This is a genomic window from Streptomyces sp. NPDC093591, from assembly GCF_044764885.1.
GTDB lineage: Bacteria > Actinomycetota > Actinomycetes > Streptomycetales > Streptomycetaceae > Streptomyces.
This window is the reverse complement of the sequence record NZ_JBIWIY010000009.1, coordinates 1-24,232: the sequence shown is the minus strand read 5'-3', so window position 1 is coordinate 24,232 and position 24,232 is coordinate 1. Positions and strand designations below refer to the sequence as shown.

Sequence of the window (24,232 nt, the reverse complement as noted above, 5' to 3'; positions counted from 1 at the left end):
GATGAATCCTTACGTCGGTGGAGGGTGCTCGGGTAGCGGCGCCGGCGGCTCGTCTCAGGTGGCGCTTGGTCCTCGCAGCAGCACGAGGGGCGATACGGCAAGGGCTTCGGCGATGGCGGCGAGGTCGTCGACGTCGCAGCGCCGCTGGGCACGTTCGATTCGGGACAGCATCGTGTTGGACATCGGACGGCCGAGGGCCGTGACGCGGTCTGCCAACTGACGCTGAGCGAGACCGCGTTGGGTGCGGAGGATTTCGATGGTGCGGGCCGCCCGTATACCTGCCGGGCCGATTTCCAATGAGCGTGCTGCCATGGCTCCATTTGTAGCGTCCATTCGCCGGTTTGGTTAACCGGCGATCGTGGTCTATGTTGCGCTCCGCAGTTCGACGCGAAGCGGTTTACCGGAGGTCGGGAAGTACCGAAAACCGGCACATCAATCGACACTCCAAGGATGCTCTGACATGGGGTGTTGTGTTGTAGCTTCCCCGTCTGCAGTACGTCAACAGCTTCCCGATGTGATGCTTCTGGCTTCATCTGACGGGGCATTATTTCGGCAACCGGCGATCGTGCCCTACAGTTTTGGGACCGCCCTCCACCGCCTTCTTTTTCGGCAGCCTTTCTGCCGTCAGAGATTGCGCGGGATTGGGCTGGACTTGCGCGGCCCGGGTGTGGCTATGTTGACGACACCCCCGGAAAGCGTGAGCGGCCATCAGCGCGCCCTGTGCCGCTGGCCGGCCAACTCCCCCTCCCCTGACGCCCGTACCGCCCATCGACGGTGAGCCGTGGGCTCCTGCCCGCCTGCACCGAGTGAGGAACCGCCCCTCTTGGCCCGAATCCGCACCATCAAGCCCGAAGCCTTCGTCTCCGAGTCCCTGGCCGCCGTTTCCCTGACCGCCGAGCGCACCTTCCTCGGGCTGCTCACGCAGGCCGACGACCAGGGCCGCCACCGCGACCACGCCGCGATCATCGCCGGGCAGTTGTGGGTGCTGCGCCCGGAGCACGGGCCCTCGAACGTCGAGACGGACCTCGCCCAGCTCGCCGACGCCGGACTGATCTGCCGCTACACGGGGCCGGACGACAAGCGGCACCTGCACATCGTCACCTGGCACCAGCACCAGAAGATCAACCGGCCCAGCAAGAGCCGCCTCCCCGCCTGCCCCCACCACGACGCCACCGTCGGCACCGCGCCAGGCGTCGCCGCGCCGGCTGCGGGGCCTGGCATCACGGAGCCCTCACCGCAGCCTCACGGAACCCTCCGTGAACGCTCCGGAGAAGTACACCAGCCCGCGCCGAATCCCGGCGCAGATGACGAAGTTGCAGGTCAGAGCGAAATCACGGAGTCCTCCGTGAGGGAGCGCGGAGCACTCCGTGAGGCGGCAGTGACACCTCACGGTCCGGATCTAGGACCTAGGATCATGGATCTAGGAAATACCCCTTCGGGGGGCGCGAGCGCCCCCGCACCGGACACCATCTCGGCCCAGCAGCTCATCTCCGAGTACGCCGCCGCCTGTGCCCACCGCCCGCCCAGGGACGTCCTGGGTCATCTGGGCCGGGAGGTGCACAAGCTCCTCGGCGAGGGCATCGCCCCCGCCCACATCCGAGCCGGACTCGAACGGCACCGGGCCAAGGGACTGCACCCCAGCACCCTGCCGAGCCTCGTCCACGAGGCCATGAACGCCACAGCCACGGCGGCGGTTGTCCACAGGCCGTGGACGAACCCCGCCGATGTCGACGCCGCCTACGGAGGTGACCTCTGACCGCCACCCTCACCCGCGAGCCCCACCACGTCGGCCCGCTCGCCAACCGGCTCAACACCATCCTGGCCAGCCGCGGCATCGACCCCGGTGTCACAGCCGAGGAACCGCCGGCGGAGCCCGTCACGGCACTGGAACTCGCGGACGCCCGCATCCCCGCCCGCTACCGCCGCGCCATGGCCGACCACCCCCAGATCACTGCCTGGGCCGACCAGATCGCCCGCGCCGGACGCCCCGGACCCGGCGGACCCGGCATCGCCGAGGGCCCGTCGCTGCTGATCGCCGGCCCCACAGGCACGGGCAAGACCCACCAGGCGTACGGCGCCATCCGCGCCCTCCTCACCCGAGGCGTCCGCCTGCGCTGGGAAGCCACCACCTCCGCCGACCTGCACGCACGGCTCCGTCCCCGAGCCGGCCACGACGCCGAACGCGACCTGCAGACGCTGGCCCGCTGCCCGCTGCTCCTCCTGGACGACCTCGGCGCGGCCAAAACCAGCGAGTGGACCGAGGAGCTCACCTACCGGCTGATCAACCACCGGTACGAGCACCTGCGCCCCACCCTCATCACCACCAACCTGCCGATCCCCGAGCTGCGCACCGCGCTCGGCGACCGCGTCGCCTCCCGCCTCGCCGAGATGACCGAACGCGTCATCCTCACCGGCCCCGACCGGCGCCGCACCGCGCCCACTGCCTGACCGGCCCGCGGACTTCCTCCCCACCTCCACCCTCGCATCGCCCGCCGCGCTCACGCCTGCCCCCGCTCGCGCGGGCCCCTTGGAGAGCCCCTGTATGACACCTGGCAACACCATGCTCACCAGCGCCCAAGGCGCAGACACCCTGTGGCACTGGATCACTGCACCTGCGGCCATCGCGGTCCTGCTCCTCGTCGTCGCCCTGTTCACGGCATGGCTATGGCGACGCCTACGGAAGTCCGGCGATGGGCAGCGCCGGGGCACCGCCGCAGTGCGGGTTGCCGCCGTCGCCGCCATCGGCTGCACCGCCTACAGCGCGGACACCAGCTGGCGGTTCGCCGCCGACTACCTCGACATGGGCAGCGCCTTCGAACGCGCCGCGATGTTCGCCGCCGCCGAGCTCGCCCTGTTCTCCACTGCCCTGCTCGCCCGGGAGAACCTCAACGGCCCAAAGCGGGCGCCCGGAGTGCCCGGCACTCTCACCTGGGTCATCACCGGCGTGCAGATCCTGCCCGCCTACGCGGAATCCGGGCCGCTCGGCGGAACCGTACGTGCCTTCGTCGGCCCGGTCCTGGCGGCCGTGCTGTGGCACCTGGCCATGGGCATCGAACTGCGCAACCGCAGCCCGCACTCCGACTCCCGCAGTCTGACCGCCGTCCTCGCCCGGCAGATACGCGAGCGGCTGCTGGCACGGCTCGGCATCGCCGACCGGGACGCGGACGCCGCCCGGATCATCCGCGAGCGCGCCATCGACCGAGCCGTCACCCTGATCCTCCGGGCAGAAGCCATGAAGCCCGAGAAGCGCACCAAGTGGCGAGGCCGGCGCCTCACCCGCCGACTGCACCAGGCACTGGAGCAGGCCGACGTCGACCGCGACGAACGCCAGGACGAGCTGCTGCTGCGCAAGCTCGCCACCCGCCAACAGGCCCTCGCCCTGGCCGCCATCGCCCTGCCCGCGCGCTGGCCCGATCCCACGGCCGACGGCTCGGGCAACGCCACGCCCGCCCGTCCGCCCAGCACGGCAACGGCACGGGCAGAGAAGCCGAGCCACCGGGTCCGCCAAGAAGCGCCAGACGGCGGCACCACCGCTCCTTCCGCCAAGGCCGACGTACCTGGGCCCGAGGCGAAGACCGCCATCGCCCCGGCGCCACCGACCAAGGCGAAACCCAAGCCCGGTGGGCGCAAGACCACCGTTCCCGACGAGGTGCTGTGGTCAATGGCCCGCGCCATCGGCGCCGAGCTCGGCACGGTCCCCCGCACCACCCTGGAGGACAAGGTCAGGGCCGAGGGCTACACGATCCAGAAGGACCGCGCCAAGGAGATCGCCAACGCCGTCACGGCGGAGCTCTCCTCCGCCGCCAACACCGACGCTGCCGCATAACCGCCATGGCGGAATGCCTGGGCATTGGCGGAAGACGACCCGTCAACGCCGGGCGCCGCCATTCGAACTCCGCCACCAGCGCTCACACCACTGGGCGGCTCAACTCGATTGCGCCAACAGCTCAGCCAACTCCGCCGCGGTACTTCCTAACGCCTCCCTCCACGAGGGCGACGAACAGCGTTTCCTACCCGGCTTCACCACACACGCATCCGCTTCCCCGCACACCCCCTGGAGACACGCTCTATGCCCGACCAGCACCACGAACTCCCCACTGCCCAGCAGGCGATATCAACCACCTCAGCCCCAGCCAGCCCAGCAAGTTGTACCGGGAGCAATGCTCCCGGTGTGCCCGCCCCGGGGGTGGCGGGTTCGGTCCGGCGCCAGGGGGCACCGGACCGTCAGGCTGCGACCGAGGGCGGACCGCAGCCGGGAGGGGATCGGCAGGCCGAGTCCCTGTCGAAGAGACGTCAGCGCGCCCGTCAGCCGAAGAAGCGCAAGCGCCTGAAGCAGCCCAGCTGCCGTATGAACGACGCCGAGTTCAAGCGTTTCACCGACGCCGCCGCCCAGTGCAAGATGTCCAACGCCGCATTCCTCGCCTACGCCGTCGACAAGGCCACCCGCGACCTGAACCGCACCGCCGCCGAGATCGCCACCGAACGCGAGGCCATCGAGGAGCTGTTCGCCGCCCGTCGGCACCTGGGCCGCATCCACGGCCTGTTCAACCAGGTCGCCAAGGCCCTGAACTCCGGCGCCGATGCACCCCACCTGGATGCCGCAGCCGAGGCCGTACGGAGCGCTGCCCGCCGGATGGAGGACGCCGCCGATGCCCTGCTCGCCCGCTATGACGGCGGTGCCGCTGAGTGATCCCCAGCATCCACGAGCGCGGCAGCGAGACGATCGGGCTGATCCGCTACCTGTACGGCCCCGGCACCGAAGAGGAGCACATCGACCCCCACCTGGTCGCCGCCTTCGACCCACTCACCCCCGACCCCGGCCGCGACCCCAAGGCCACCTACGAGCAGCTTCAGCGCCTGCTCGACCAGCCCGTCAACGCCCTGCCCGCCAGCCGCCGTCCCAAGAAGCACGTGTGGCACCTGTCGGTGCGGACTGCCCCTGAGGACCCAGTCCTGTCCGACGCGGACTGGGCCGCCATCGCCCGCCGCATGGTCGCCGCCACCGGCATCGCCCCCGACGGCGACGAGCAAGCCTGCCGGTGGGCCGCCGTCCGCCACGCCGACGACCACATCCACATCATCGCCACCCTGGTCCGCGACGACGGCCGTCGGCCCCGCCTGCACAACGAGGCCCGCCGCGCCCAGACCGAATGCCGCCGCATCGAAGCCGACTACAACCTGCGCCGTGTCCCGACGGGGGACGGCACCGCCGCCAAGCGCCCCACCAGCGCCGAACGCCACAAGGCCAAGCGCCAGGGCAAGGACCGTACCTCCCGCGAGGAACTGCGGGAGACGGTGCGCCGCGCGGTGGCCGGCGCCACCAGCGAGGAGGAGTTCTTCGACCGGCTGGCCGCTGCCGGCGTGCTGATCCACAAACGCGTCGCACCCTCCGGTGACCTGCTCGGCTACAAGGTCGCACTCCCCGACGACCGCAACGGCAACAAAGAGCCTGTGTTCTACGCGGGCTCCACGCTCTCCCCCGACCTGTCCCTGCCCCGCATCCGCCGACGCTGGTCCGACGGCGCCGCCGCCCAGGACCCCGCCGAGCCACCGGACCGGACCGCGATCCCGGCATCAAGTAGCCCAGCGGCAGCGCGGCGCCGAGCCGCCACCGCGACCTGGCAGGCGGTGCTGGTCATCGACCAGGGTTCGGATGCGCAGGTGGCCGCGCACATTGCGGCGGCAGCGGAGGTCCTGGATGCGCTCGCCAAGACTTCCGCCGCCCACACCCGCGCCGAACTACGCGAGGCAGCCTTCGCGTTCGAGCGGGCAACCCGCTCCCACGTCCAGGCCGAACGAGGCCACGACCGCGCCCTGCGCCAAGCCGCCCGCGACCTTGTCTACAGCGGGCCAGCACTCGGCCGCGGTGAAGACGGCGCCACCACCGCCATGGCCATCGACATGCTGTTCTTCCTTGTCACCGCCGCCGCCCACTGGCACGCCAAGAAGAACCACGCCCAGCAGGCCGCTGCTGCCCGCCAGGCCGCCGAGCACCTGCGCACCGCCTACCGGGCCGCCGCCGACATCCCGTTGGGCGCGCTGTATCTGCGGGGCCGGCATCTGTCCCAGCCACTGCGCGAGAGACAGGCTGTTCACCTCCGCCAGGCAGTACCGGAGCTGGCGGAACAGGCTCTGGCCGAGCCGGGCTGGTTCGCGCTGGCCGCCACGCTCGCCGACGCCGAGGCCGCCGGACACGACCCTGCCGGGCTCCTGTCCGAAGCGGCTGGACGGCGGGAGCTTGCGACCGCGGACTCGGTCTCCGAGGTGCTGATGTGGCGGCTGCGCCGCATGGCAGACCTGCCCGCCGACGCCACCGCGATGCCACAACGCACCACCACCTCGGCCCCGGGCAACGATCGCACCGCCCGGCCTGCCGCGAGTCGAAGCGATCAACCCGGCAGGGCACGATGATTCAGCACATACCCCGAGCCCCTCTGCCGAGGCCAAGGCAGAGGGGACAGGACCTGGGGCGTGACCCGGGCCTCGGTGTACGTATTCTCCAGGACGGCGTCCACGAGCCCAGGGGAGCCGGAGACGGTCAACGGAACCGCCGCGGTGACAGCACACAGCCCCGTTCCGTCTCGGAACACCAAACCCGTTCCGCCTCGGAACACAACCGCCGTTCCGATTAGGAACACAGCGGCCGTCCCGAATCGGGACACCACGGCCGTTCCGTCTCGGGACACGACGGCCATTCCGAATCGGGACAGGAGCTCCGGGCGTTTCCTGAGTGAACAGATCGAACGTCCACCGAGTGAACGCTCCTCTCGTTTCCTGAATGAACAGGTGTGCCCGGCCAACACGGCGCTGCAGCCGTCGCGCTGTGGCCTCGGTAGGGCACACCTGCCTCAGAGCCAGTTCGAAGCAGACGGGCTCACCGAGCCAGCCCTCCAGGCACCGGCATCGCGGAGAGGTGAAGAGGTTTCCGGGATTCAGTGGCCGAGGTAACGCAGACCCTCTTCGAGAGTGGGGTGGAACCGCTCGACCGGACCGGAGTTGCGGTTGTACCAAGCCGCATCCAGACCGGGCTCCTTCGTCTCGTGACCGGACCGGCAGCGCAGCCACACCGAGTCATCGCGCATGCAAAAGACGATCCAGTCCCGGTATGCGCCACAGCCTGGGCATGTACGGACCTCGTCCTCAATGATGAGCGGCTGCAGCCAGCGCATCATCAACCCGGCCATCTCCTGCCGCGACGGCACCCGCAGGTCCGGCGGCAGGAAGTCCGCCGCCACTGCTTCCTCAGCCGGACCTGGTGCGGTCTGCTCGGGGAAGTCAGGCCACGGCTGCGTGGCCTGTAGCTGCAGGATCAACTCGTAACCCGCGCGCTGGGCTTCACGGAATACCCGGTCCTCGCGAGCACGTCGAAAGAACAAGATCTCTTCCTCTCTGTCTTCTGGCGGGCACTACGAATGTGCCTCTGCTCAGAGGGATGGCGACGAGCCGCCCGCCAGCGGATCCGCCGGAGGCAGGGGTCGTCAGCTGCGGCGGACGACGGTGAGCCGGCCCTCAGCGTTCTTGGGCACAGTGCAGCGGGGTACCGGGGCCGGAGAGGCGAGGGACGAGGCGAACGCCGCGACCAGGCCGTGGGGGACGCTGGCGCTGAAGCTCGCGCACCACAACTACGGGCTCCCGAGAGCCGGTTCCGCCCACGCCTGCCAGCCCACCAAGTCAGGACGCGGGTCGGCGTCCTCGATGAGCGGCGGCAGCATCTCCAGGGAGACACAGGAGGAGAACCCGGGGTCCATAGCGGTGGTGCGGGGGCGGTCCACGTCGCGGATCCAGCCGCAGGAGCTGAGCGCGTGGAGGACCGTCTCGGGCCCCTCGAAGTCGGCATCGGTTGCTTCACGGGCATCGATGGCCACGAGGAGGTCTGCGAGCGCCTCGTACGGGACGCCGGTAGTGAAGTACGCGTTCCACTCCGTCATCACGGACGTGGCACGGGAGCGGGCACTCAACTGCCAGGCCGCCGGCAGCCCGCCCAGTTCGAACGGGTAGGCCGCGAGGATCCACTCGGCGCCGCACAGCCCGTCCGGGCTGACGTACAGCAGGGTGTGACGGGCGGTGGGCCACATGCGCCAGCCGAGGCCGACCAGGGTTTCGCCGATCCGCTCGGCGAGCGCATCGTCATCTCCGGCCAAGTGGCGCGGGGTGACCCAGTACACCGGGTCCGGCAGTTCGGGTCGGAAGGGATCGCTGGGGTGGTGCGGGTGCAGAGGCGCCTCCGTAGGCTCGGGACAGGTCGCTGACGGTCGTTGACCTGGGGTTTCATAAGGTCGTCCACGTTGACATGCTTGTACGCGGCGCACCAGTAGTTGTGGGATCTTCCCCGTCTGCCTCCGGCGAACTGGTGGTCAGTGATGAGATTCGCAGGTCGCTGCTGCACCTCATTCGAGTGGAAGCGTTGCGGGTGTGCTCCCGTCGGCGTCTTGGGCGGGAGCATCGTGCTGCCGGGGGGGGCAACTCCAACTCGGGAGTGGGGATGGAGTCGGAACTCACCGTCGATGGTGCGCCGACACCGGAGAGGCGCCTGCCGGTGAGACGACCGTAGCCTCGCGCCGACGCCGAGGCTCTGGCCAAGTACGCGATAGATCAGGCGTGACCAGCGCTACCGCGCATCTGTACACCTTCGGTGAGATGGGTCGGCTGCTCACCTATGACGAGGGGATCAACTGCGGACCGGTCATCACTCCTGGGCGGAGGTGGTCAACTCCATCATCGCCTGGGCGTAGGTTGCGCCGTCAATCTCCTCCTCGTCGTACTGGCGCATCAGCTCGTCGATCTTGGCCTTTAGCTCTGTCCGGTCCATCGTCATCTCCCAACATGTCAGTGCCGCAAGGTGGGGACAGTAGCGCGACACGTACCGCACGGACGGCGCTTTCCCCAACGAGGGCACTCTGGCCCTTCCAATTTCGAGCCGGTCGCGCGCCTGCTGTCCACCTTCGGTGAGACGGACCAGCCTCCGTCCATCTTCAGTGAGACACGGCCCAACTCCGGTGAGGCAGGTCACGAATCGTCAACTCCGCTTCCCGGAAAGGCCCCGAAAGCGTCGAACCAATCGACATGTCGAATCGCTCGACATACCGTGAGGGGCATGAACTCCACTGTCGACCCACTCGACACCGAACCGACAGACGTGCGCGGCGCGGCGCTGGCCGCTCTGCGCGGCTGGGCCACCCGCCGCGACCGCCTCGCCGACAACCGCGCCGACTTGATGGCCGCCGCCTGGTGGGCGGGCACCCGCACCGTCGCCGAACTCGCCCGCGCCGCCGACGTCTCCCGCGACACCGTCTACGACGACCTGCGCGCCCGCGGCGTCGAACCCACCGACAAGACAGCCGAAGGCGTCGGCATCCTTCCGCCCTACGCACCGCTCACCGCCGACCCCGTGCGGGAACTCGCCCAGCACGCATGGTCCCTGGTCCGGCCCGCGATGCTCACCTGCCGGCCCGACTGGGCGACTTGGGCCGCCTGGCACCTGAGCATCGCCCTGGACCGCATCGGCATCCTGCTGGAGGACTCCACCAACTCCGACCGGAAGGTGGACGCGGGCGAGAGCCTTCTCGCGCTACTGGCTGCTGCCCAGGAGGCCGCGCAGAAGCACTGGGCGGAACTGGACACCCCCCGCAAAGAGCATCTGACGGCGTTTCGGACCGCCGTCCCCGTCGGGGGCGAGGGCCAGGCCGTGATCCACGGCGTCGAGCTGACCCTCGGCCTGTCAGGCTCCCGAGAGACCTTCAGCGTCAGGTTCGACCCCGATCCCTTCGAGCCCGCCGGATGGACCGCCGTGAGCAGCGACCACCCGCAGCTGGGCCCCCAGCTCACGGCCGCCGACCGCCTGGCGATCCAGACCGCCGTGCACACGCTCGGCCGCCTCCTCAACCGCCGCCTGTACCCGGACGACACCGACGGCAGTGACTCGGCGATGTCCGAGCCCGGCCCTACTGTTCCTCCCGTGCGGCCCTCCCGGTACGGACACCCGCGGGTGACTCGGCGGTCGGACTCGAAGGGCCTGAGCTGATCCCGATCACAGCTGCCTGCCTCGCCGAGTGGCAGCGGGCCCGCGACGCAGGCCGCCTCGGTGAGTACGACAGCAGGTTCGGGATCACAGCCGAGCTGCCCGTTTCGGAATGGGAAGGCCACGACCCCGAACAACTCGCCTACGAGGAGTTCGAGGAAGTCTGGGCTTCTGCCCGTCCGCAGATCGCGTCCCGGCCAATCCGACCTCTCGGCGCCGCGGAGGCTTCTTGGGATCATCTCGGCATGCCCCCGACCCTTCCCCGCACCGTCCGAGCCGTCGACACCGCTCAGCTCCTGGACCTGGCCCAGGAGGCCGCCATGCACGGCTTCAGCCAGCGGCTCCCGGTCGACTGGCTTCGAGAGCACCTCGCCGCAGATGCGACGCACTACCTGTTCCCGACGCTCGTGCAGTGGCTCACGCACCGGCCCGAGACGCCGCTGCAGTGGAGGTGCCAGCAACCGCTGACCGTCAGCACCGGCGAACAGATCTGGGGTCTCCTCAACGTTCTTCCCGACACCTTCGACAAGATCCCGGAGACCTTGGGACACGGCGTCCAAGAAGGACCTCCTCAGCCGCATCGAGCGAGCAGTGAAGGTGCATGAGTGGGTGGAACGGATGGTTGCCGATGCAGGTTCGTGACGCCCTGGACAGTGGTGGAGGCGGCTGGACAGCTCGAGGAAATGACACCGCTCTGCGACAGCCGCCTGCCGACATGTCGTGAGACTGAGGAGGGAACGTCCAGGTCGCAGCGTCGGCACATGACGTCGAAAGTGAGAACCTACACACGCGGACCGCATCCACACGGCCAGCCCCGACAAGGTTTCCCGGTCGGGTTACCACCCGAAGTCCTGGCAAGTTTGGGCAAGTTCCTGGCTCGACAGCGCGTTCGCGGGCAAGCTCTGGCACAGAGATCGTTACCGGCTTCCGAGGAGGACATCATGGCCCTGCGTAAGCTCGGCAAGGACCCGGAGAGTCCCAGTGGCGGCTCGCCCACCATCTACCTCGACGAGGAGAAGGACAGCTACCTGGTGCAGGGGTGGAGGGTGGAGGACGCCGAGCGCCTCGGCCAGATGGACATCCCCGGCCACGAGTCGGTGGTGGAGATCCCCCGTCGCATGGTGCAGTTCTTCCTGGAGGTGAAGAAGGATGACGAGGACCCCGACGTTTGAGGAGTTGTTCCGCGACTGCCAGAGGACGGCTGTCCATCTGGAGATGCGCGACGCCTACATGAAGTCGGACCCTGCCTTCGTCGACTGGAAGGCCGGTGTGGTCGTCGATCCCGCGGAGCGCTGGGCCGACTGGCACGCCATCGTCACGGATGCGAGCTCACGAGGCGTCGAGGTTCGACGCGCACGCGTCATCTCGACACCGGTCAGCGAGTACATCCGCTTCGAGTACGACGTGACCGATGGACTGAACATCGCCGCCGGCGAAAGCGTGCGGTGGCTCTCGCGGCGCAACGCGACCGATATCGCCCTGCCGGGCAATGACTTCTGGCTGTTCGACTCCAGCCTCGTCCTCGTCAACCACTTCGACGGCGAGGGCGAGAACATGGAGGTCGAACTCACCGAGGACGCTGAAGTGGCGAAGCTCTGCGAGTCGGCCTTCGAAGCCGTGTGGAAGCGGGCAACGCCGCATGCGCAGTTCGAGCTGGCCTGACGGTTCGAACAGCACCCTCGCACCGACATGACATCACCCTCTTCGAGCGTCCAGGAAGCCCGCAAGGCGCTCGGGCAACGCCTGGCCGAGATCCGGAAAGCGGCTGGTCTCACCAAGCGATCGCTGGCCCAGAGCCTGGGCTGGCACGAGTCGAAGGCTTCGCGCTTCGAGAGCGGCGCCCGCGCCCCCTCGGAGCGCGACCTTCGCGATTGGTGCTCCGTCTGCGGTGCGGAGAGCGAGGCAGAGGACCTCGTCTCGACAGCCCGCGGAATTGAGGGCATGTATGTCGAGTGGCGCAAGATGGAGCGCCACGGACTCAAGTGGGCGCAGGAGTCCGTCGTTCCCCTGTGGGAGCGCACCGAGCGCTTTCGCATTTACTCGCCGTGGCTCATCCCCGGCCCCGTGCAGACGGCGTCGTACATCACCGCGCTTCTGACCTCCATTCGTGACCGCCGAGGACTCATCGACGACGTGCCGGCGGCCGTCAAGGTGCGCGTGGAGAAGCAACAGGTCGTCTACGGCAACCACACGTTCGCCATCCTCCTGGAGGAAAGCGTTCTGCGGTATCGCATCGGTGGCACCGACGTCATGGCGGGCCAACTCGGCTATCTCCTCAGTGCCATGGCTCTCCCCTCAGTGAGCATCGGCATCATCCCCCAGGACGCCGACCGTTCGGGACTCTGGCCCGTCGAGGGATTCTTCCTGTACGACGACGAGTTGGTGAACGTCGAATTGACCTCGGCCCATCTCAGCGTCGTACAGAGGCACGAACTTGCCATGTATGCCAAAACGTTCAGCGAGCTGGCCGAACTTGCCGTCTACGGCCCCGCAGCGCGTGAACTCATCACCGCTGCCATCGAATCTCTAGGGTGAATGCCCGGCAAGTTCCGGCACACTCATGGAGCCCTGTCCAACTCCCTTCCTAGCTTTATAGGCACGGCTGAAAGCGTGCTCCGGAAGGGCCAGAGATGACTGTGGCAAGTACCGGCAAGACGATCGAGACGGCCGAGGACACCGACGGCGACAACACCCTCATCGATGTAGAGGCGATCTCCTCCCGAACGAACTCCGTCCTCGGCCTGCGAATGGACACCACGACCCGCGCGGCGATGGACAGGCAGCTGCCGGCCGTCGCTGGTGACCTGAACCGGTTGCTCCGCGAGGACCTGGGCGCCGCCGACGACAACGAGGTGCGGCAACTGCTTCGTCAGGGGACCAGGCTGGTCGACCTCACGAACCGGCCTACCGCCGAGACGCCCGCCTTCGGGACGTACCTCTACCTCCGCGATGTCGCCCTACTGACGCAGCGCCTGCTGTGGATCTACGTCGAGCGGAACGGGCTGGATGCGCCGTGAGCGTCAGGGACGACCAGATCATCCGGGAGCTCTCCCACTACCTCCACGAGCATCCCGCCGACAGGATGGCGCTGCTGCCGGTCTACGACGCGGCCCGCGACCACTCACAGCGCCGAACCTGCACCCACGGCCAGCGCTGCCCCCTCGTTGTCACAGGAGCCGTTGTCCTCGACGAACGCAACCGCGTCCTGTGCCTGCGGCACGAGAACGGGTATGCCCTCGCGGAGGCGGAGCCAGAGGACGCGGACGACTCCCTCAGCGAGGCAGCCCTGCGCCTGCTGGCCGAGGAGGCCGGTATCCGGGACGTATGGACGCAGCCCGGCTCCGAGGGACCCTTCCTGATCGACGTGACCAGGCCGGGCCAGCACAGGTACGGGCCGCGCCTCCGGGTCGGCATCCGCTACCTCTTCCGGGCCCATTCGGGCGCGGTCTTCCCTTCGGTGATCGAGACGGGTGCAGCGGCCTGGGTGCCCCTCACCGAGATAGGCATCCCGTCGGTCCGCAGCCGCGTGGAGCACCACCTGATCGGAACCCGATGACTCCGCGAAGCCAACAACTCGCCTACGTATTAAGCCTCATCGCCATCAGCGGCTCCCTCCTGCTCGGAGTCTGGAGGGGCTGATGCACGAGCGCAGGACCAAGGAGCCGCCCTCCATACCGCCTCCGCCTCGCGGAACAATCGGAAGCACCCGGCCGCCGAGCGACGTCCGTATCGGTGACTTCATCTACCTCGACGGCGCCTACCAGCGAGTCCGGGACATGCGGTCGGTCGGCACCGCAGCCCACCGCGTACTGATCTTTGCCGGGCGGGAGCCCTGGGTCATGCGGGAAGCCCGCACGACGTACCGGCCCATCGACTTCCGCTGACCTCCGCCCTGTTCGGGCGTCGCATCGTCACTCCCACCTCACCATGCGAGGAGCCTTGCCATGCGTTTTCGCAAGATCCATGGCGCCGGAAACGACTTCATCCTGCTCTCCGACCTCGGCCCGGACGACGACATCGAGTGGCCCAAGGAGGCGGAACGTCTGTGTGCCAGGCGCACCGGGGTTGGCGCGGACGGCCTGGTCATCAGCAGGCTGATCAGCGACAGCCCTGCCGTCCTCGAAGTCGCCTGCTTCAACGCGGACGGCTCGATCGCGACCATGTGTGGCAATGCCCTGCGGTGCTCCGCCTGGGCCGCTCACTGTGATCACGGCTTCCAGCAGATGAGTCTCCATATGGCCGGCGTGGTGCACGATGCGGTCGTCTCCGATGACTCCGTGTGGGTCACGGCCGAGGTGGTGACGTTCTCCCTCGGCGCTTACAGGCCGTTATCAATCGAAGGCCGACCTGGTTCGACAGCGCCCACACCGGCACCGAACACGTCGTAGCCATCGTGGACGACGTAGACGCCATCGACGCGGTCATGGTCGGGCGCCTCGTCCGCCACCACGCCGACCTCGCTCCACTGGGGACGAACGTCAACTTCGTTCAGCCCGCCGGCCACCAGGCCCTGAAGATCCGTACCTACGAGCGCGGGGTCGAGGCGGAGACTCTGTCGTGCGGCAGCGGGGCAGTGGCAGCCGTCGTCGTCGCCACGATGCGCGGACTAGTGGCGCGACGCGCCGTCACCGTCCACAACCTTGCCGGGGAGCCGCTCACGGTCCGGCCGCACGACGCCCGGCCGAACCGGACTCACTGGGTCGGCGGCCCGGTCACCCACACCTTCGAAGGGGTACTCGCATGACTCTCTTCCTCAACCCCAGCTCGGACCGTGCGGTGCAGAAGTCCGCCGAGGAGCTTCGCGAGTGGGGGCAGAGCCGCCAGGGCCTCGGCGTCGCGCTCGTCTACGGGCCCGTGTCCACCGAGGACAGGCTCTACCACTCGAAATGCCCCGTCGAACAGCGATCAGCCACCGCCCTGTCCGAGGCACTGGAAGAGATTGGCGCCCGCTGGAAAGTGCTGAACCCGTGCGAGCCCGACTTCATCATGGAGCTGGTCGAATACGACGTGGCCCTCTCCAACCTGCACGGCCCGTACGGCGAAGACGGCCGACTGCAGGGCCTGCTCGACTACCTACGCGTGCCCTACTGCGGCAGCGGCGTCGGAGCATCCGCGGTCGCCGCCGACAAGATCCTCTGCAAGCGCGTGATGCTCACCCTCGGCGTCCCTACACCCGGCTGGCACGTCTGGTCCGGCGGCCCCACGACCTGGAACGGGCGCACCGTCATGGTCAAACCACCCTTCGGCGGATCCAGCGTCGGCATGAGCCTCGTACGCGATCCGGCGGACCTGCCTGGCGCTCTGGCGGACGCCGCAGGCGACGAGGGCGCGGCCGTGCTCGTCGAGGAGTACGTGACGGGCACGCCGATGACGGTGGGGCTGCTGGAACTGCCGGGCGGCTCGGTCGTCGTCTTCCCGCCGCTGATCACAGAGGCCACCGAAGCCGACTTCTACGACGCCGACACGAAGCTCGACGTGGACTCCCGGGGAACGGTGACCCTGCGCGTGGCCGACGTGGCGCCCGATGCGCTGGACAAGATCACCGAGCACGCGCAGACACTCTGGGACGGACTCGGGCTGCGTGGTTCGGCGCGCATCGACTTCATCCTCACCCATGACTGCGAGCCGTACGTGCTGGAGGTCAACACCACGCCGGGCATGTCCCGCGACAGCAACTTCGCAGTGGGAGCGGCGATGGTCGGACTCACGCACACGGACGTCGTACTGGCGATGCTCCACGAGGCCCTGGCACGCCCGCCATACGATGTGCCCCTGCCCACTCCCGCGTTCGCCAGCACCACGCTGACCCGGGAGGCTGCCGTCTCGCCGTAGGAGCCCGCCGCTGTGCCGCGCGTCCACGAAGTCCCCATGTGCCGTCAGCTCATCGACCCCACCGAATGGGAACTGCACGGAGGATGGGCACTAGGCGACAGGATCGAGTGGTCAAACCGGGCGTGCGGCCTGGCGTCCCTGAGAATGATCCTGCTCGCCTACGGGCGCGAAGCACCCACGGTCACGGAACTCCTGAAACTCGCGGTCAAGAATGAGGTCCTGACCCCGCGTGGAGCACTCCACGCGGGGATCGCGAGCCTGGCAACCGAACTCGGAGTTGCCTCGACCGCCGAGCCCGTCCCGGTCGAAGACCTGACGAGGCGGCTCGACGACGCCCCGCTCATCGTCTCCGTAACCGAGCAGCTCCCCGACGACGGCCGCGTCGGCGGCCACCTCGTCATCCTTCGTGGCTACGAGGACGGCCCCGACCCGGCGATCCACTTCCGAGACCCGTCGGCCTGGGGCCAGACGCACGATCGCGTCTCTCTCAGCCGCGTCTCCGCTTCCTACACCGGCCGCGCGATCACCTTCGCGCCCCTCATTCACAACGGAGAGTCTTGATGAGCGAGACAGACGGCGACACGACCGAGGCCGCAGCCGGCCGGAGGATCGCCGTACTCGGAGAGATGCTGGAACTGGGTGACGAGTCCGTCGAAGCCCACCGCGAAGTCGGGCGTATGGCAGCCGAGAATGGCGTCGATCTCGTCGTGGCGGTCGGCGACGCACTCGCCAAGCAACTCGCCCTCGCGGCCGGAGCGGCGGGCGTACCAGACATCGCGATGGTCGGTGACAACGCCACCGCCGCCGCGTACCTGAAGTCCGTCATCCGCCCTGGCGATGTCGTCCTCGTGAAGGCGTCGCGCGGCGGCCAGCTCTGGCAGATCGCCCAAGCACTCACTGGACAGCCCGTGACGGGCCTCTGAGCTGGCTCGGACCTGCTGGGGCCTGTCCACCGGTCAGGCCCACCCCGAGTGATGGGTCAGTCAGCCACGCGTTGCGGCCAGATATGGACCGGCTGGACTGACTTCTCTCGTCTGAGGATGGCCGTCAGCTGGGGAGCAACATCAGTATTCGGGGGCGGCCAGCTTTTCCACCCTCCTAGCACGCATCCAACGACTGGGGCGGCCTCATCGTGGTCGCGTAGACCTCGTTCGCCGGCTCGGAGTCAGACCCGAGCGCATGTGCATCGGGATCAGGGGTCGTTGTCAGACCCCCGCCGTAGGGTCCATGCGTCAGGATTGAGTGAGCCTGGGCCCTGTTGGGGAGGGACGCGTGGATGTGATCACTTCTGCGGTGTTGGCGAAGACAGCCGCGCCCTGGGCCAGCAAGCTCGGGTTGAGCGGTTTCAAGAAGGTCATCCGTAGGCCCAGAGTGGCGCGCGCCGCAGCCAAACGGGCCGCAACGGCGGGGATTCCTGTGTCTGCGAAGTCGCTACGGGTGTGGCTGGCGCGCAGTGACACCGGCGCACAGTTGCGCGACTGCACCGAGTCGTCTCTCAACCAGGCGGCCGGACGCCTCGCCTTCGTCATGCCCGGTAACAACACCGAGGAACGCCGCAGCAATGCGCTGCAAGTCCTGCAGATCGTGATGGAGGAGTCGGTACGCGCTGCTGATCCCTCAGAGGCCGCACTCCTGGTCGGCCTCTGGGGGCGGCAGACCACTCAGGAAGAAGGGCAGAAGACCCGGAACCAGTTCCAGGAACTGCAAAAAGACGTGCGAGGCAGAAACGATCTTGAGAAGGATGTCCGCACGCTCAGCCCCTGGGCTGCCCAAGATGCACTTCTCCTGGCCGCGTCGTGGCCGGGAGTGACGAAGGCGATGGCGACCCTGTCTCCTGCCGGGCGGGCGCGCGGTGAAGTCTTGCGGCAGTGGGCAGACAAGGAACCGGCGTGGCTCAAGGACGCCCCTGCGGACGCGTACGCCTGGCTCGGACACCTCGCCGCCGACTACGACGCTACTGCCGCAGCCCGGCACTTTTTCGAGCAGTGCCTGGGCGAAGGGGGACACCCCCGAGACTATTACACGGCGCTGGCGGTGCTGCAGGAGGAAGACGGCACAGACGAGGCTGCGCTCCGCTACCTAGCCGCCTACGAGGACAACCGTTCGTCCCCGTTGCTGGCAGCACTGCGCAGGCTGCTGGACGGCACATGGGCCAGCGGGTTGGAGGATCTCAGGCAGTGGGAGCCGCACCATGCGCGAGCGTCGGCAATCAAGGCCCAGTTCGAGGCCAACGCCCTGTTCCATCTGGAGCGGATGAATGAAGGACTGGCTGTACTGCGGGCAACGGACGAAGCGTCCAGTGGTGCTGGCATGGCGTTGGCCAGGGCGCTTCTGGAATACGCCCACCACAGCCACACCACGAACAGGCTTGGTGCCGGCCAGGAGGCCCTGGCAGTAGCCATTCGCGTGAGAAACAGCCGCCGTTCCTGGTTCGGGGACAGCGCCGAAGCAGCCGTGCTGGCGGTGCACGCGGCGGTGATAAGCGAGGACATGGCCCTGGCATGGAAGCTGACGCAGCCGTCGCCGGAGGGGGAAGCCGAGCAGTACGAGGCAGAAGACGCCCGTATGCAGGAGCAGACTGCCTTGGTCGCCGCCCTGACGGGTCGGTGGGGAGAAGCCGAAGAACTGGTGCGGCAAATGCCCGAAGGATTCGGGCGTGCTCATGTCGCGGCGGTCCTCGCGGAATCGAGGGCAGCGCAGGACGAGGCCACCGTCGACGCGAAAGAGCTGTGGCAGAGGGCCTGGGAAGCCGCCGGCACAGAAGGAGAACAGCTCACGGCTGCGGCCGGCCTGGTCGCAGCGGGAGCGGACCTGCCCGACCTTCAACAACTTGAAGCTGTCTTCCCCGACCGCGTCCAAGAACTGGAACTGCTCGCCCGGGCACTACATGCCAACGAGGACGATCCACAGGCCCTGCTGCGCGCCAACGTCACCCAAAGCCCGGCAATCGTGGTCAAGCTCGCCGAGAGCTACCACCGCAGCGGAGACCTCGGTCTGGCAGCTGAAACCCTGAAGAGCGGTGCCGCCCAGTGGCACGACGCTCGCCTGATGGCTATGGCTGCGGGCCTGTTCCAGGAGACCAAGGACTACCCCTCCGCCCGCGAGTGCGCACAGGATGCACTACGGATGGCCGGATCCGGCTGGGCGGGGCGGGGCCGCATGTACGCACTGCTCATCGAGGCCGAATTCGCCGATGGGCGCATCGACCGCGCCACAGACGCGGCTCTGAGCCTTCTCGAGCTCGACCGCCTGGACGCGAACGCCCGCTGGGCTCTGACTAAGTGCTATGTGGAACGGGCCCTACTGGATCAAGCTTGGCAGACACTCACCGAGCTGGGCCAGCCGCTCGACCCACGTACCCCGAACGAAACAGCCCTGTGGGTCACACTGGGGGCACGGTTCTCCACCGACCCTCAGTTCATCGGGCGGGCTCTCACTCTGACACAACGCTGGCAGGACGACAGCGACCTGGTCGGCAAGATCCTTTCCATCTTGCACTGGCGCGCTGCCAAGCCCACACCACCCCTCTCCGATCAAGAAGCCGAACAACTCCGCACCGCCACGGCCAGTTATCTGGAGCGCTTCCCCGACAGCACTGCCTTCCGTGCAGTCGAGCTCGGGCCCGACGAAGACCCTCTCAAGAACATCGCCGAAGAACTGCGCCGCTCCCACGAGAGCGCCAAGAACCTCAAGGACCTGCGCAACAAGACCGCCGCGGGTGAACTGCCCGCCGGCTCTCTCACGCTGCTCTCCGGCCGCAGTTACGCCGAAGTCCTGCTGCGTCCTACCGCTGAACGCCCACACGTCTACGCCGCCGACGTCCTCCTGACCCCAGCAGAGACCGCTGCTGCCCTGGGTGCCCAGAGCGGCCGAGTAGTCGTGGATACGAGTGCAGCCGTCACCCTCGCTCTGCTGGAGCCAGGCGTGGCCGAGCAACTCATGGGCCACCCCCGATCACTCGTAACGACCGACCAACTCCTCACCGACGCGCTGCATGCGAAGGAATCAATCGCACTGCGATCCGACATGACCCTTGCCTGGGACGAAGAGAGCTCACGCCCAGCAGTCCTGACCACCTCCGCCGAGGATCTCGCTCAACTACGGTCCACTTCGGCACGCCTGGTCGAGGTCTTTCGAGCGATCCCCCGGGCACCTCGGCCGGAACTGCGCAGCCTTCCGCCTCTGCCCTCAGGCCGGGGCGCCACACATTGGCTTACAGCCCTCGACTACGCCAAGGATCACGGTCTTGCCCTGTGGTGCGACGATCGGATCCTGCGGGCCCTCGCACTGTCTGTAGGCGTGCCAGCCTTCGGCACCCTCGCACTCGTCGACGCCCGCCTCAATGCCGGCCTGACCACGCCCGAGGAAGGCGTGCTCATTAAGGCTGAGCTGCTGCGGAACCACTACGTCGACATCCCCTTCGCCACCGACCTCTATCGCACCGCAGCACTGGCAGACAGCTGGCAGGCGAAGGCAGTCGCCGTAGCCCTGTCCCGGCCCTCCGCATGGTCCGACGCGGCGGCGACAGCCGCCTTCGCCCTCAACGCCGCCTCCCGCACTATCGGCTCCCTTCCGCACGAGGCCGCAGGATGGCTCAGCACCGCCTACAGCGGTCTACACCGAGCCACACTGCCCTTGCACCGGCAACGCAACCTCCGGGCGTACTCGCTCCAGGTCCTCATCCAGCCCTGGATCTCACCGTCGACCCTCCCCTTCGTATTGAAGGGCCTGCACATAGGTGCCGAGACCGTGGGCGACGGCGATGCTCCTCTGGAAGCCGCACTTGTGCTGTACCACCAGGCCCTCGTCGACCAGATGAAGCCGCTAGCCGCCGCCAGCACCCTGATGGGCATGTTCGTCCACACCGAGGAGGCCGACCGCGCCATGGCGGCCCGCGTGGTGTTGACCTCTCCCGAGCGCTGAACGGACGACAGCCTTGAGCAGGGCGTCATCGCGCCTCTGAGGGGCGGCGAGGTTGAGGTCGTGCAGGGCGAGGGTACGGCCGATCCCGCACGCAGCTCCTCGGCGAAGGACGGCGCGCTCAGATGCCGCGCGGACGAATGCCTGTGTAGACGTGGCGGAGACGCGCGGCAATCACCTCGCGCAGGGCGTGGAGCTTGCCAGCGATTGCGTCTGCTTGCTCCAGCATCTCGGGCAGCTGCATCTCGGGGTAGTGGATATGGAAGCGGTTGAGGTCGGTGAGACAGTCACGGACGTATCCACGCACTTCGTCATGCAGGACCAGGCCGACCAGGCGACGGATCCGACGTTCGGCGTCATCGAGTCGTGGGGCTAACTCGGCTATTTCCGCCGAGAGTTCCTGATCGAGCTCCGGGTTGCTCTGGGACTCCTGGTCGCTGTGCGGGTCTCCTCCACGCAGGGTGGCCCTCTTGCCACGGTTGTGGGCCATCTCGATCCAAGCATCGTATTGATCTGCGACAGCTGTGTGCAGGTCCAGAAGGTGCGTGGTCTCGAACTCATCGCGGCGGTCCTGGAAGGTACCACCACGGGTTGCCGCCCGAGCGATCCGTTCACGTCGGAGCGTATGCCGATTGTTGATGAACACTGACGCCAGGGTTGCGACGATCCCCAGCATGAAGGAGCCAACCGTCCACGCGATCCCCCATCCCCCTGCAGGCATGAGCAGACCATAGGGATCAACTGTGTCTGGTGCGCAAGAGTGCGGCATCCGGGGCCTCTTGAGTTCGCGGATGGGCGCCGTGTTGTCGTTCGTGGACCGCGGGCTCCGCTGTCCGAGTGGAGGCGGACCGAAATCACTCTCGCCGAATAGCCGCGAACTCGGGCGCGTACAGCGTGGCCAGCCGGTCGACGAGTCGGCTAGCGCCGTCCTGACAGCGGCCGAACGTTCTCCAGCAGCGCATGCAGCAGGAAGGGCGGCTCCACCGCGACGGTGCGGGTCGTCTCCAGATACGTGGCCGCGTTCTTCCCATCGATGCCATCGCCCGCGCGGACGAGTTCCTGTCGCCGCTCCTCCCAGGCTGTCCAGTAACGGTCGAGGAAGGTCTCCAGAGTGTCCTCGAAGACGGTGTAGCGGCCGGTCGAGTCGTCGGCGGGCTGCGGAGTCGGCGTCGCTCCCAGGTATTGCAGAAGATTCGAGTCCTTGGTCCGGTTCGCCAGCGCCTGGCGCTCGAACTCCTGCTCCTTCTCCCGCCCGCGGCTACAACAACGCCTCCCTACAGGAGATCGCCGACCGCGCCGGTGTCACCCAGGCCGGCGTCCTGCACTACTTCCGCTCCAAGGCCCAACTGCTCACCAGCGTTCTGGCGTTGCGCAACGAGACGGACATCGAACAGCTCGGCCCGGAGCGTCCCCGGGGCCTGGCCTTCCTGCGCCACCTGGTCGACACCGTCCGCCGCAACACCGAACGCGAAGGCATCGTCCGGCTCTACGCCGTCCTCTCGGCGGAGAGCGTCACCGAAGGTCACCCTGCCCAGGACTACTTCCGCGAGCGTTACGCGGGCCTGCGCGCGTTCGTCACCGAGGCCCTCGCCGAGGCATCCGAACTCGGTGAGACACGGCCCGACCTCAACCTCGAAGAGGCAGCCACGGCGATCATCGCCGTCATGGACGGCCTGCAGATCCAGTGGCTGCTCGCCCCCGAATCCGTCAACATGACCGCCCCCACGGACCGGGTCATCAACGCACTCCTGGCCGACTTGTCGGGCAGACCCCGCCTGACCAGCAGTGGCCCGTCGGACGGGTCACAGGCCCGTCCGACGGATAGCAGGAGCGGTGCAGCTCACGCCGGTACTGCGAGATCTCACGCGGGTGTAGCTGGAAGGTCAACCCCAGCAGAGGACGGTCAGAACCGTCAGGGGACATCTCAGTGGGCGGGGGGGAACCCGGTCGCCTTCCTCGCCGACTCAGCCGGATTCAGCGTCTTGCCCTGCGCACCACGTGCCGCACGGGCTATGACGCCTGGCCCGGCGGTAAAGCTCAACGAAATTCGATCGTCTGAACTAGCACGGCGTCAGTACGATGGCGAACGCACCCAGGAATGGAAGAGCTGAAGCAACATGAGCCAACAGGGCCATGGCCCGTTAGTCGCTGCCGTCTCGGAGATGGCAGTACTGCGTGCGCTCGAACTTGCCGGAAACCGACTCCTGGGCAAGCGTGGCCGTTCCGTCCGCGGACCTATGAAGTCCGTTGAGCCGTGGTCGATTCACGTGTATCTGCGCGCAGAAGCGCACGAGCTCGATGCCCTGCTCAGTGATGCCTGGCGAATTCCCATCACTGTCGGTCTGCCCGCCGACCTCCTCGCCGCACTCGACCGACACGCTCGCACTTTGCTCACAGCCGGCATCCGATTTCGCCGCGACGATCTCCTACTCACTCTCTCTCGCCTTCCCCAGCAACTATCACTCCCCTGGGAAATTCCTGCCCCTGCCGAGGAGCCGTAATGTCGCGTGGAACCGACGAGAGTGAGCTGCAGGCCGCACGCGCAGTGGAGTACGTGACCGGCCGTCGAATTGAGCCGTACGACAGGTGCGTCGAGTGTGACCACTTCCACGACAGAGGTACCCCCACCGACGGCCGGTACGACTTCCACCACGGCGAGGACGGTGCGCTGGAAGTCACGTTTGCGACCAGCAGCGTTGCCGAACGAAACCAACACACCTGGAACCCTTACATCACACCTCATCCGGCCCCGGAACTGCGTGCTCGATGGCACGTCACGGTGGCCAGCAGGGCAAGAGCCAAAGCCCCCCGCGGTAAGAAGGGGGCGCGAGATTCCAAGGACTTCCTCGCATCAGTCGGCCCGGCTCTGGCCGAACTTGAACGACGAGGTGTGTCGGAACTGCCTGTGGGAAGCACCTGCTTCTCCGAACCGTTTCATGACCCTTCGTGTCCCTACGGAGCGCTACGCCGAGCCGGGGTCCAGTTCGCCATGGCAGTGCCAAGCAACGACGGAACGGGCTCCATCAGCGTGAGTGTGCTCTTCGGGTATGACGACATGCCTGCGGTCGACGAAGGACACGAACGGGAAAAGGAAGATGGGAGGCTGAGGAAGCAACAGGCCAAGGCAGGCATGAAACCTACGCCTGAGCCCAAATCGCCTGACTCTGCACGCCTGGGGCCGGTGAAATGGTCGTTTAACCCTGCCTTCCTTGCTCAGTTGGAATCGCAACGAGCGGACGACGAACAGAAGGAAGCCGCAAGCCTGCGTTCCTTGTTCGCCGGTCAGTTGTCTGAATCTGAGATCGCCGAACGCGCGCGCAGAGCAGTAGATGCAAGAATCTCGCTCGCCAGGACCATGACCTGGCGCGGTTGCGTCCAGGGAGATGGTGTACGGGTTCGACCTGATCCGGGGGTTTGCTCCGGCATCGGGATGGTGCCCGCATAGATGAACGGCCACCGGCT

The 24,232-nt window shown here is 67.6% G+C and carries 23 protein-coding genes and 4 pseudogenes; 22 read left to right on the top strand and 5 right to left on the bottom strand.

The genetic code is table 11. The features are described from left to right. Positions 1–54: 54 nt before the first annotated feature. On the bottom strand, positions 55–312 hold the full coding sequence (locus ACIREI_RS19990; protein ID WP_403334415.1) for a helix-turn-helix domain-containing protein: 258 nt from the start codon (positions 310–312) through the stop codon (positions 55–57). 511 nt (positions 313–823) lie between these two features. Here ACIREI_RS19990 and ACIREI_RS19985 point away from each other — a divergent pair. From ACIREI_RS19985 to ACIREI_RS19965, 5 genes are all read left to right on the top strand, one after another. After that, positions 824–1,756 carry a hypothetical protein gene (locus tag ACIREI_RS19985; RefSeq protein ID WP_403334414.1) on the top strand — a complete coding sequence of 311 codons (933 nt, stop codon included), beginning with the start codon at positions 824–826 and terminating at the stop codon, positions 1,754–1,756. After that, a complete protein-coding gene (locus ACIREI_RS19980) occupies positions 1,753–2,448 on the top strand; it encodes an ATP-binding protein (RefSeq protein ID WP_403335084.1) in 696 nt (231 codons plus the stop codon). Before ACIREI_RS19985 ends, ACIREI_RS19980 begins: the two co-directional genes overlap by 4 nt. A gap of 94 nt (positions 2,449–2,542) precedes the next feature. Then, positions 2,543–3,826: a hypothetical protein gene (locus ACIREI_RS19975; protein ID WP_403334412.1), complete on the top strand. Its 1,284-nt coding sequence runs from the start codon at positions 2,543–2,545 to the stop codon at positions 3,824–3,826. Between the two features lie 345 nt (positions 3,827–4,171). Beyond that, the gene (locus ACIREI_RS19970; RefSeq protein WP_403334410.1) at positions 4,172–4,690 is read left to right on the top strand and encodes a plasmid mobilization relaxosome protein MobC; all 519 of its coding nucleotides are present in this window, start codon (positions 4,172–4,174) and stop codon (positions 4,688–4,690) included. Beyond that, positions 4,687–6,411, top strand: coding sequence for a relaxase/mobilization nuclease domain-containing protein (locus tag ACIREI_RS19965; RefSeq protein WP_403334408.1), 1,725 nt, complete (start codon positions 4,687–4,689; stop codon positions 6,409–6,411). The genes ACIREI_RS19970 and ACIREI_RS19965 overlap by 4 nt, the downstream gene beginning before the upstream one ends. A gap of 521 nt (positions 6,412–6,932) precedes the next feature. On the opposite strand, the gene ACIREI_RS19960 is transcribed toward ACIREI_RS19965, so the two are convergent. The 3 genes and pseudogenes from ACIREI_RS19960 to ACIREI_RS19950 all read right to left on the bottom strand — a co-directional run bounded on the left by ACIREI_RS19960 (position 6,933) and on the right by ACIREI_RS19950 (position 8,809). After that, positions 6,933–7,376, bottom strand: a complete 444-nt coding sequence (locus ACIREI_RS19960; RefSeq protein WP_403334406.1) for a hypothetical protein — start codon at positions 7,374–7,376, stop codon at positions 6,933–6,935. A 102-nt stretch (positions 7,377–7,478) separates the two neighbouring features. Further along, positions 7,479–8,165, bottom strand: a pseudogene (locus ACIREI_RS19955) (DUF317 domain-containing protein). A gap of 521 nt (positions 8,166–8,686) precedes the next feature. Further along, a complete protein-coding gene (locus ACIREI_RS19950) occupies positions 8,687–8,809 on the bottom strand; it encodes a hypothetical protein (protein WP_261679182.1) in 123 nt (40 codons plus the stop codon). A 285-nt stretch (positions 8,810–9,094) separates the two neighbouring features. Here ACIREI_RS19950 and ACIREI_RS19945 point away from each other — a divergent pair, with 285 nt between their 5' ends. The 15 genes and pseudogenes from ACIREI_RS19945 (at position 9,095) to ACIREI_RS19875 (ending at position 20,773) form a co-directional block, all read left to right on the top strand. Then, positions 9,095–10,021 (top strand): hypothetical protein, encoded by a 927-nt coding sequence (locus ACIREI_RS19945; protein ID WP_403334404.1) that lies wholly within the window; start codon positions 9,095–9,097, stop codon positions 10,019–10,021. After that, positions 9,997–10,218, top strand: a pseudogene (locus ACIREI_RS19940) (hypothetical protein); the annotation flags it as partial. The gene ACIREI_RS19945 and the pseudogene ACIREI_RS19940, both read left to right, overlap by 25 nt. Positions 10,219–10,263: 45 nt before the next feature. Further along, positions 10,264–10,660, top strand: a pseudogene (locus tag ACIREI_RS19935) (hypothetical protein). A 299-nt stretch (positions 10,661–10,959) separates the two neighbouring features. Continuing rightward, positions 10,960–11,190 (top strand): hypothetical protein, encoded by a 231-nt coding sequence (locus tag ACIREI_RS19930; RefSeq protein WP_403334402.1) that lies wholly within the window; start codon positions 10,960–10,962, stop codon positions 11,188–11,190. Next, positions 11,168–11,680, top strand: coding sequence for a DUF6879 family protein (locus ACIREI_RS19925; RefSeq protein WP_403334400.1), 513 nt, complete (start codon positions 11,168–11,170; stop codon positions 11,678–11,680). The genes ACIREI_RS19930 and ACIREI_RS19925 overlap by 23 nt, the downstream gene beginning before the upstream one ends. A gap of 27 nt (positions 11,681–11,707) precedes the next feature. After that, on the top strand, positions 11,708–12,553 hold the full coding sequence (locus tag ACIREI_RS19920; protein ID WP_403334399.1) for a helix-turn-helix domain-containing protein: 846 nt from the start codon (positions 11,708–11,710) through the stop codon (positions 12,551–12,553). A gap of 95 nt (positions 12,554–12,648) precedes the next feature. Beyond that, the gene (locus ACIREI_RS19915) at positions 12,649–13,035 is read left to right on the top strand and encodes a hypothetical protein (RefSeq protein ID WP_403334397.1); all 387 of its coding nucleotides are present in this window, start codon (positions 12,649–12,651) and stop codon (positions 13,033–13,035) included. Further along, positions 13,032–13,574 (top strand): NUDIX domain-containing protein, encoded by a 543-nt coding sequence (locus tag ACIREI_RS19910; protein ID WP_403334395.1) that lies wholly within the window; start codon positions 13,032–13,034, stop codon positions 13,572–13,574. Before ACIREI_RS19915 ends, ACIREI_RS19910 begins: the two co-directional genes overlap by 4 nt. A gap of 82 nt (positions 13,575–13,656) precedes the next feature. After that, positions 13,657–13,902, top strand: a complete 246-nt coding sequence (locus tag ACIREI_RS19905; RefSeq protein WP_403334393.1) for a hypothetical protein — start codon at positions 13,657–13,659, stop codon at positions 13,900–13,902. 60 nt (positions 13,903–13,962) lie between these two features. Further along, a complete protein-coding gene (locus ACIREI_RS19900; RefSeq protein ID WP_403334391.1) occupies positions 13,963–14,406 on the top strand; it encodes a hypothetical protein in 444 nt (147 codons plus the stop codon). A 5-nt stretch (positions 14,407–14,411) separates the two neighbouring features. Further along, a complete protein-coding gene (locus ACIREI_RS19895; RefSeq protein WP_403334389.1) occupies positions 14,412–14,762 on the top strand; it encodes a hypothetical protein in 351 nt (116 codons plus the stop codon). Next, positions 14,759–15,850 (top strand): ATP-grasp domain-containing protein, encoded by a 1,092-nt coding sequence (locus ACIREI_RS19890; protein ID WP_403334387.1) that lies wholly within the window; start codon positions 14,759–14,761, stop codon positions 15,848–15,850. Before ACIREI_RS19895 ends, ACIREI_RS19890 begins: the two co-directional genes overlap by 4 nt. 36 nt (positions 15,851–15,886) lie before the next feature. Next, a complete protein-coding gene (locus ACIREI_RS19885; RefSeq protein WP_403335081.1) occupies positions 15,887–16,411 on the top strand; it encodes a C39 family peptidase in 525 nt (174 codons plus the stop codon). Next, positions 16,411–16,773 (top strand): glutamate ligase domain-containing protein, encoded by a 363-nt coding sequence (locus ACIREI_RS19880; protein ID WP_403334385.1) that lies wholly within the window; start codon positions 16,411–16,413, stop codon positions 16,771–16,773. The genes ACIREI_RS19885 and ACIREI_RS19880 overlap by 1 nt, the downstream gene beginning before the upstream one ends. Positions 16,774–17,122: 349 nt before the next feature. Further along, the gene (locus ACIREI_RS19875) at positions 17,123–20,773 is read left to right on the top strand and encodes a hypothetical protein (RefSeq protein WP_403334383.1); all 3,651 of its coding nucleotides are present in this window, start codon (positions 17,123–17,125) and stop codon (positions 20,771–20,773) included. A 118-nt stretch (positions 20,774–20,891) separates the two neighbouring features. On the opposite strand, the gene ACIREI_RS19870 is transcribed toward ACIREI_RS19875, so the two are convergent. Continuing rightward, on the bottom strand, positions 20,892–21,446 hold the full coding sequence (locus ACIREI_RS19870) for a hypothetical protein (protein ID WP_403334381.1): 555 nt from the start codon (positions 21,444–21,446) through the stop codon (positions 20,892–20,894). A 574-nt stretch (positions 21,447–22,020) separates the two neighbouring features. Here ACIREI_RS19870 and ACIREI_RS19865 point away from each other — a divergent pair. Further along, a pseudogene (locus tag ACIREI_RS19865) lies at positions 22,021–22,533 on the top strand (TetR family transcriptional regulator); the annotation flags it as partial. Positions 22,534–23,270: 737 nt separating this feature from the next. After that, positions 23,271–24,215, top strand: a complete 945-nt coding sequence (locus tag ACIREI_RS19860; protein ID WP_403334379.1) for a hypothetical protein — start codon at positions 23,271–23,273, stop codon at positions 24,213–24,215. The last annotated feature ends 17 nt before the right edge of the window (positions 24,216–24,232 follow it).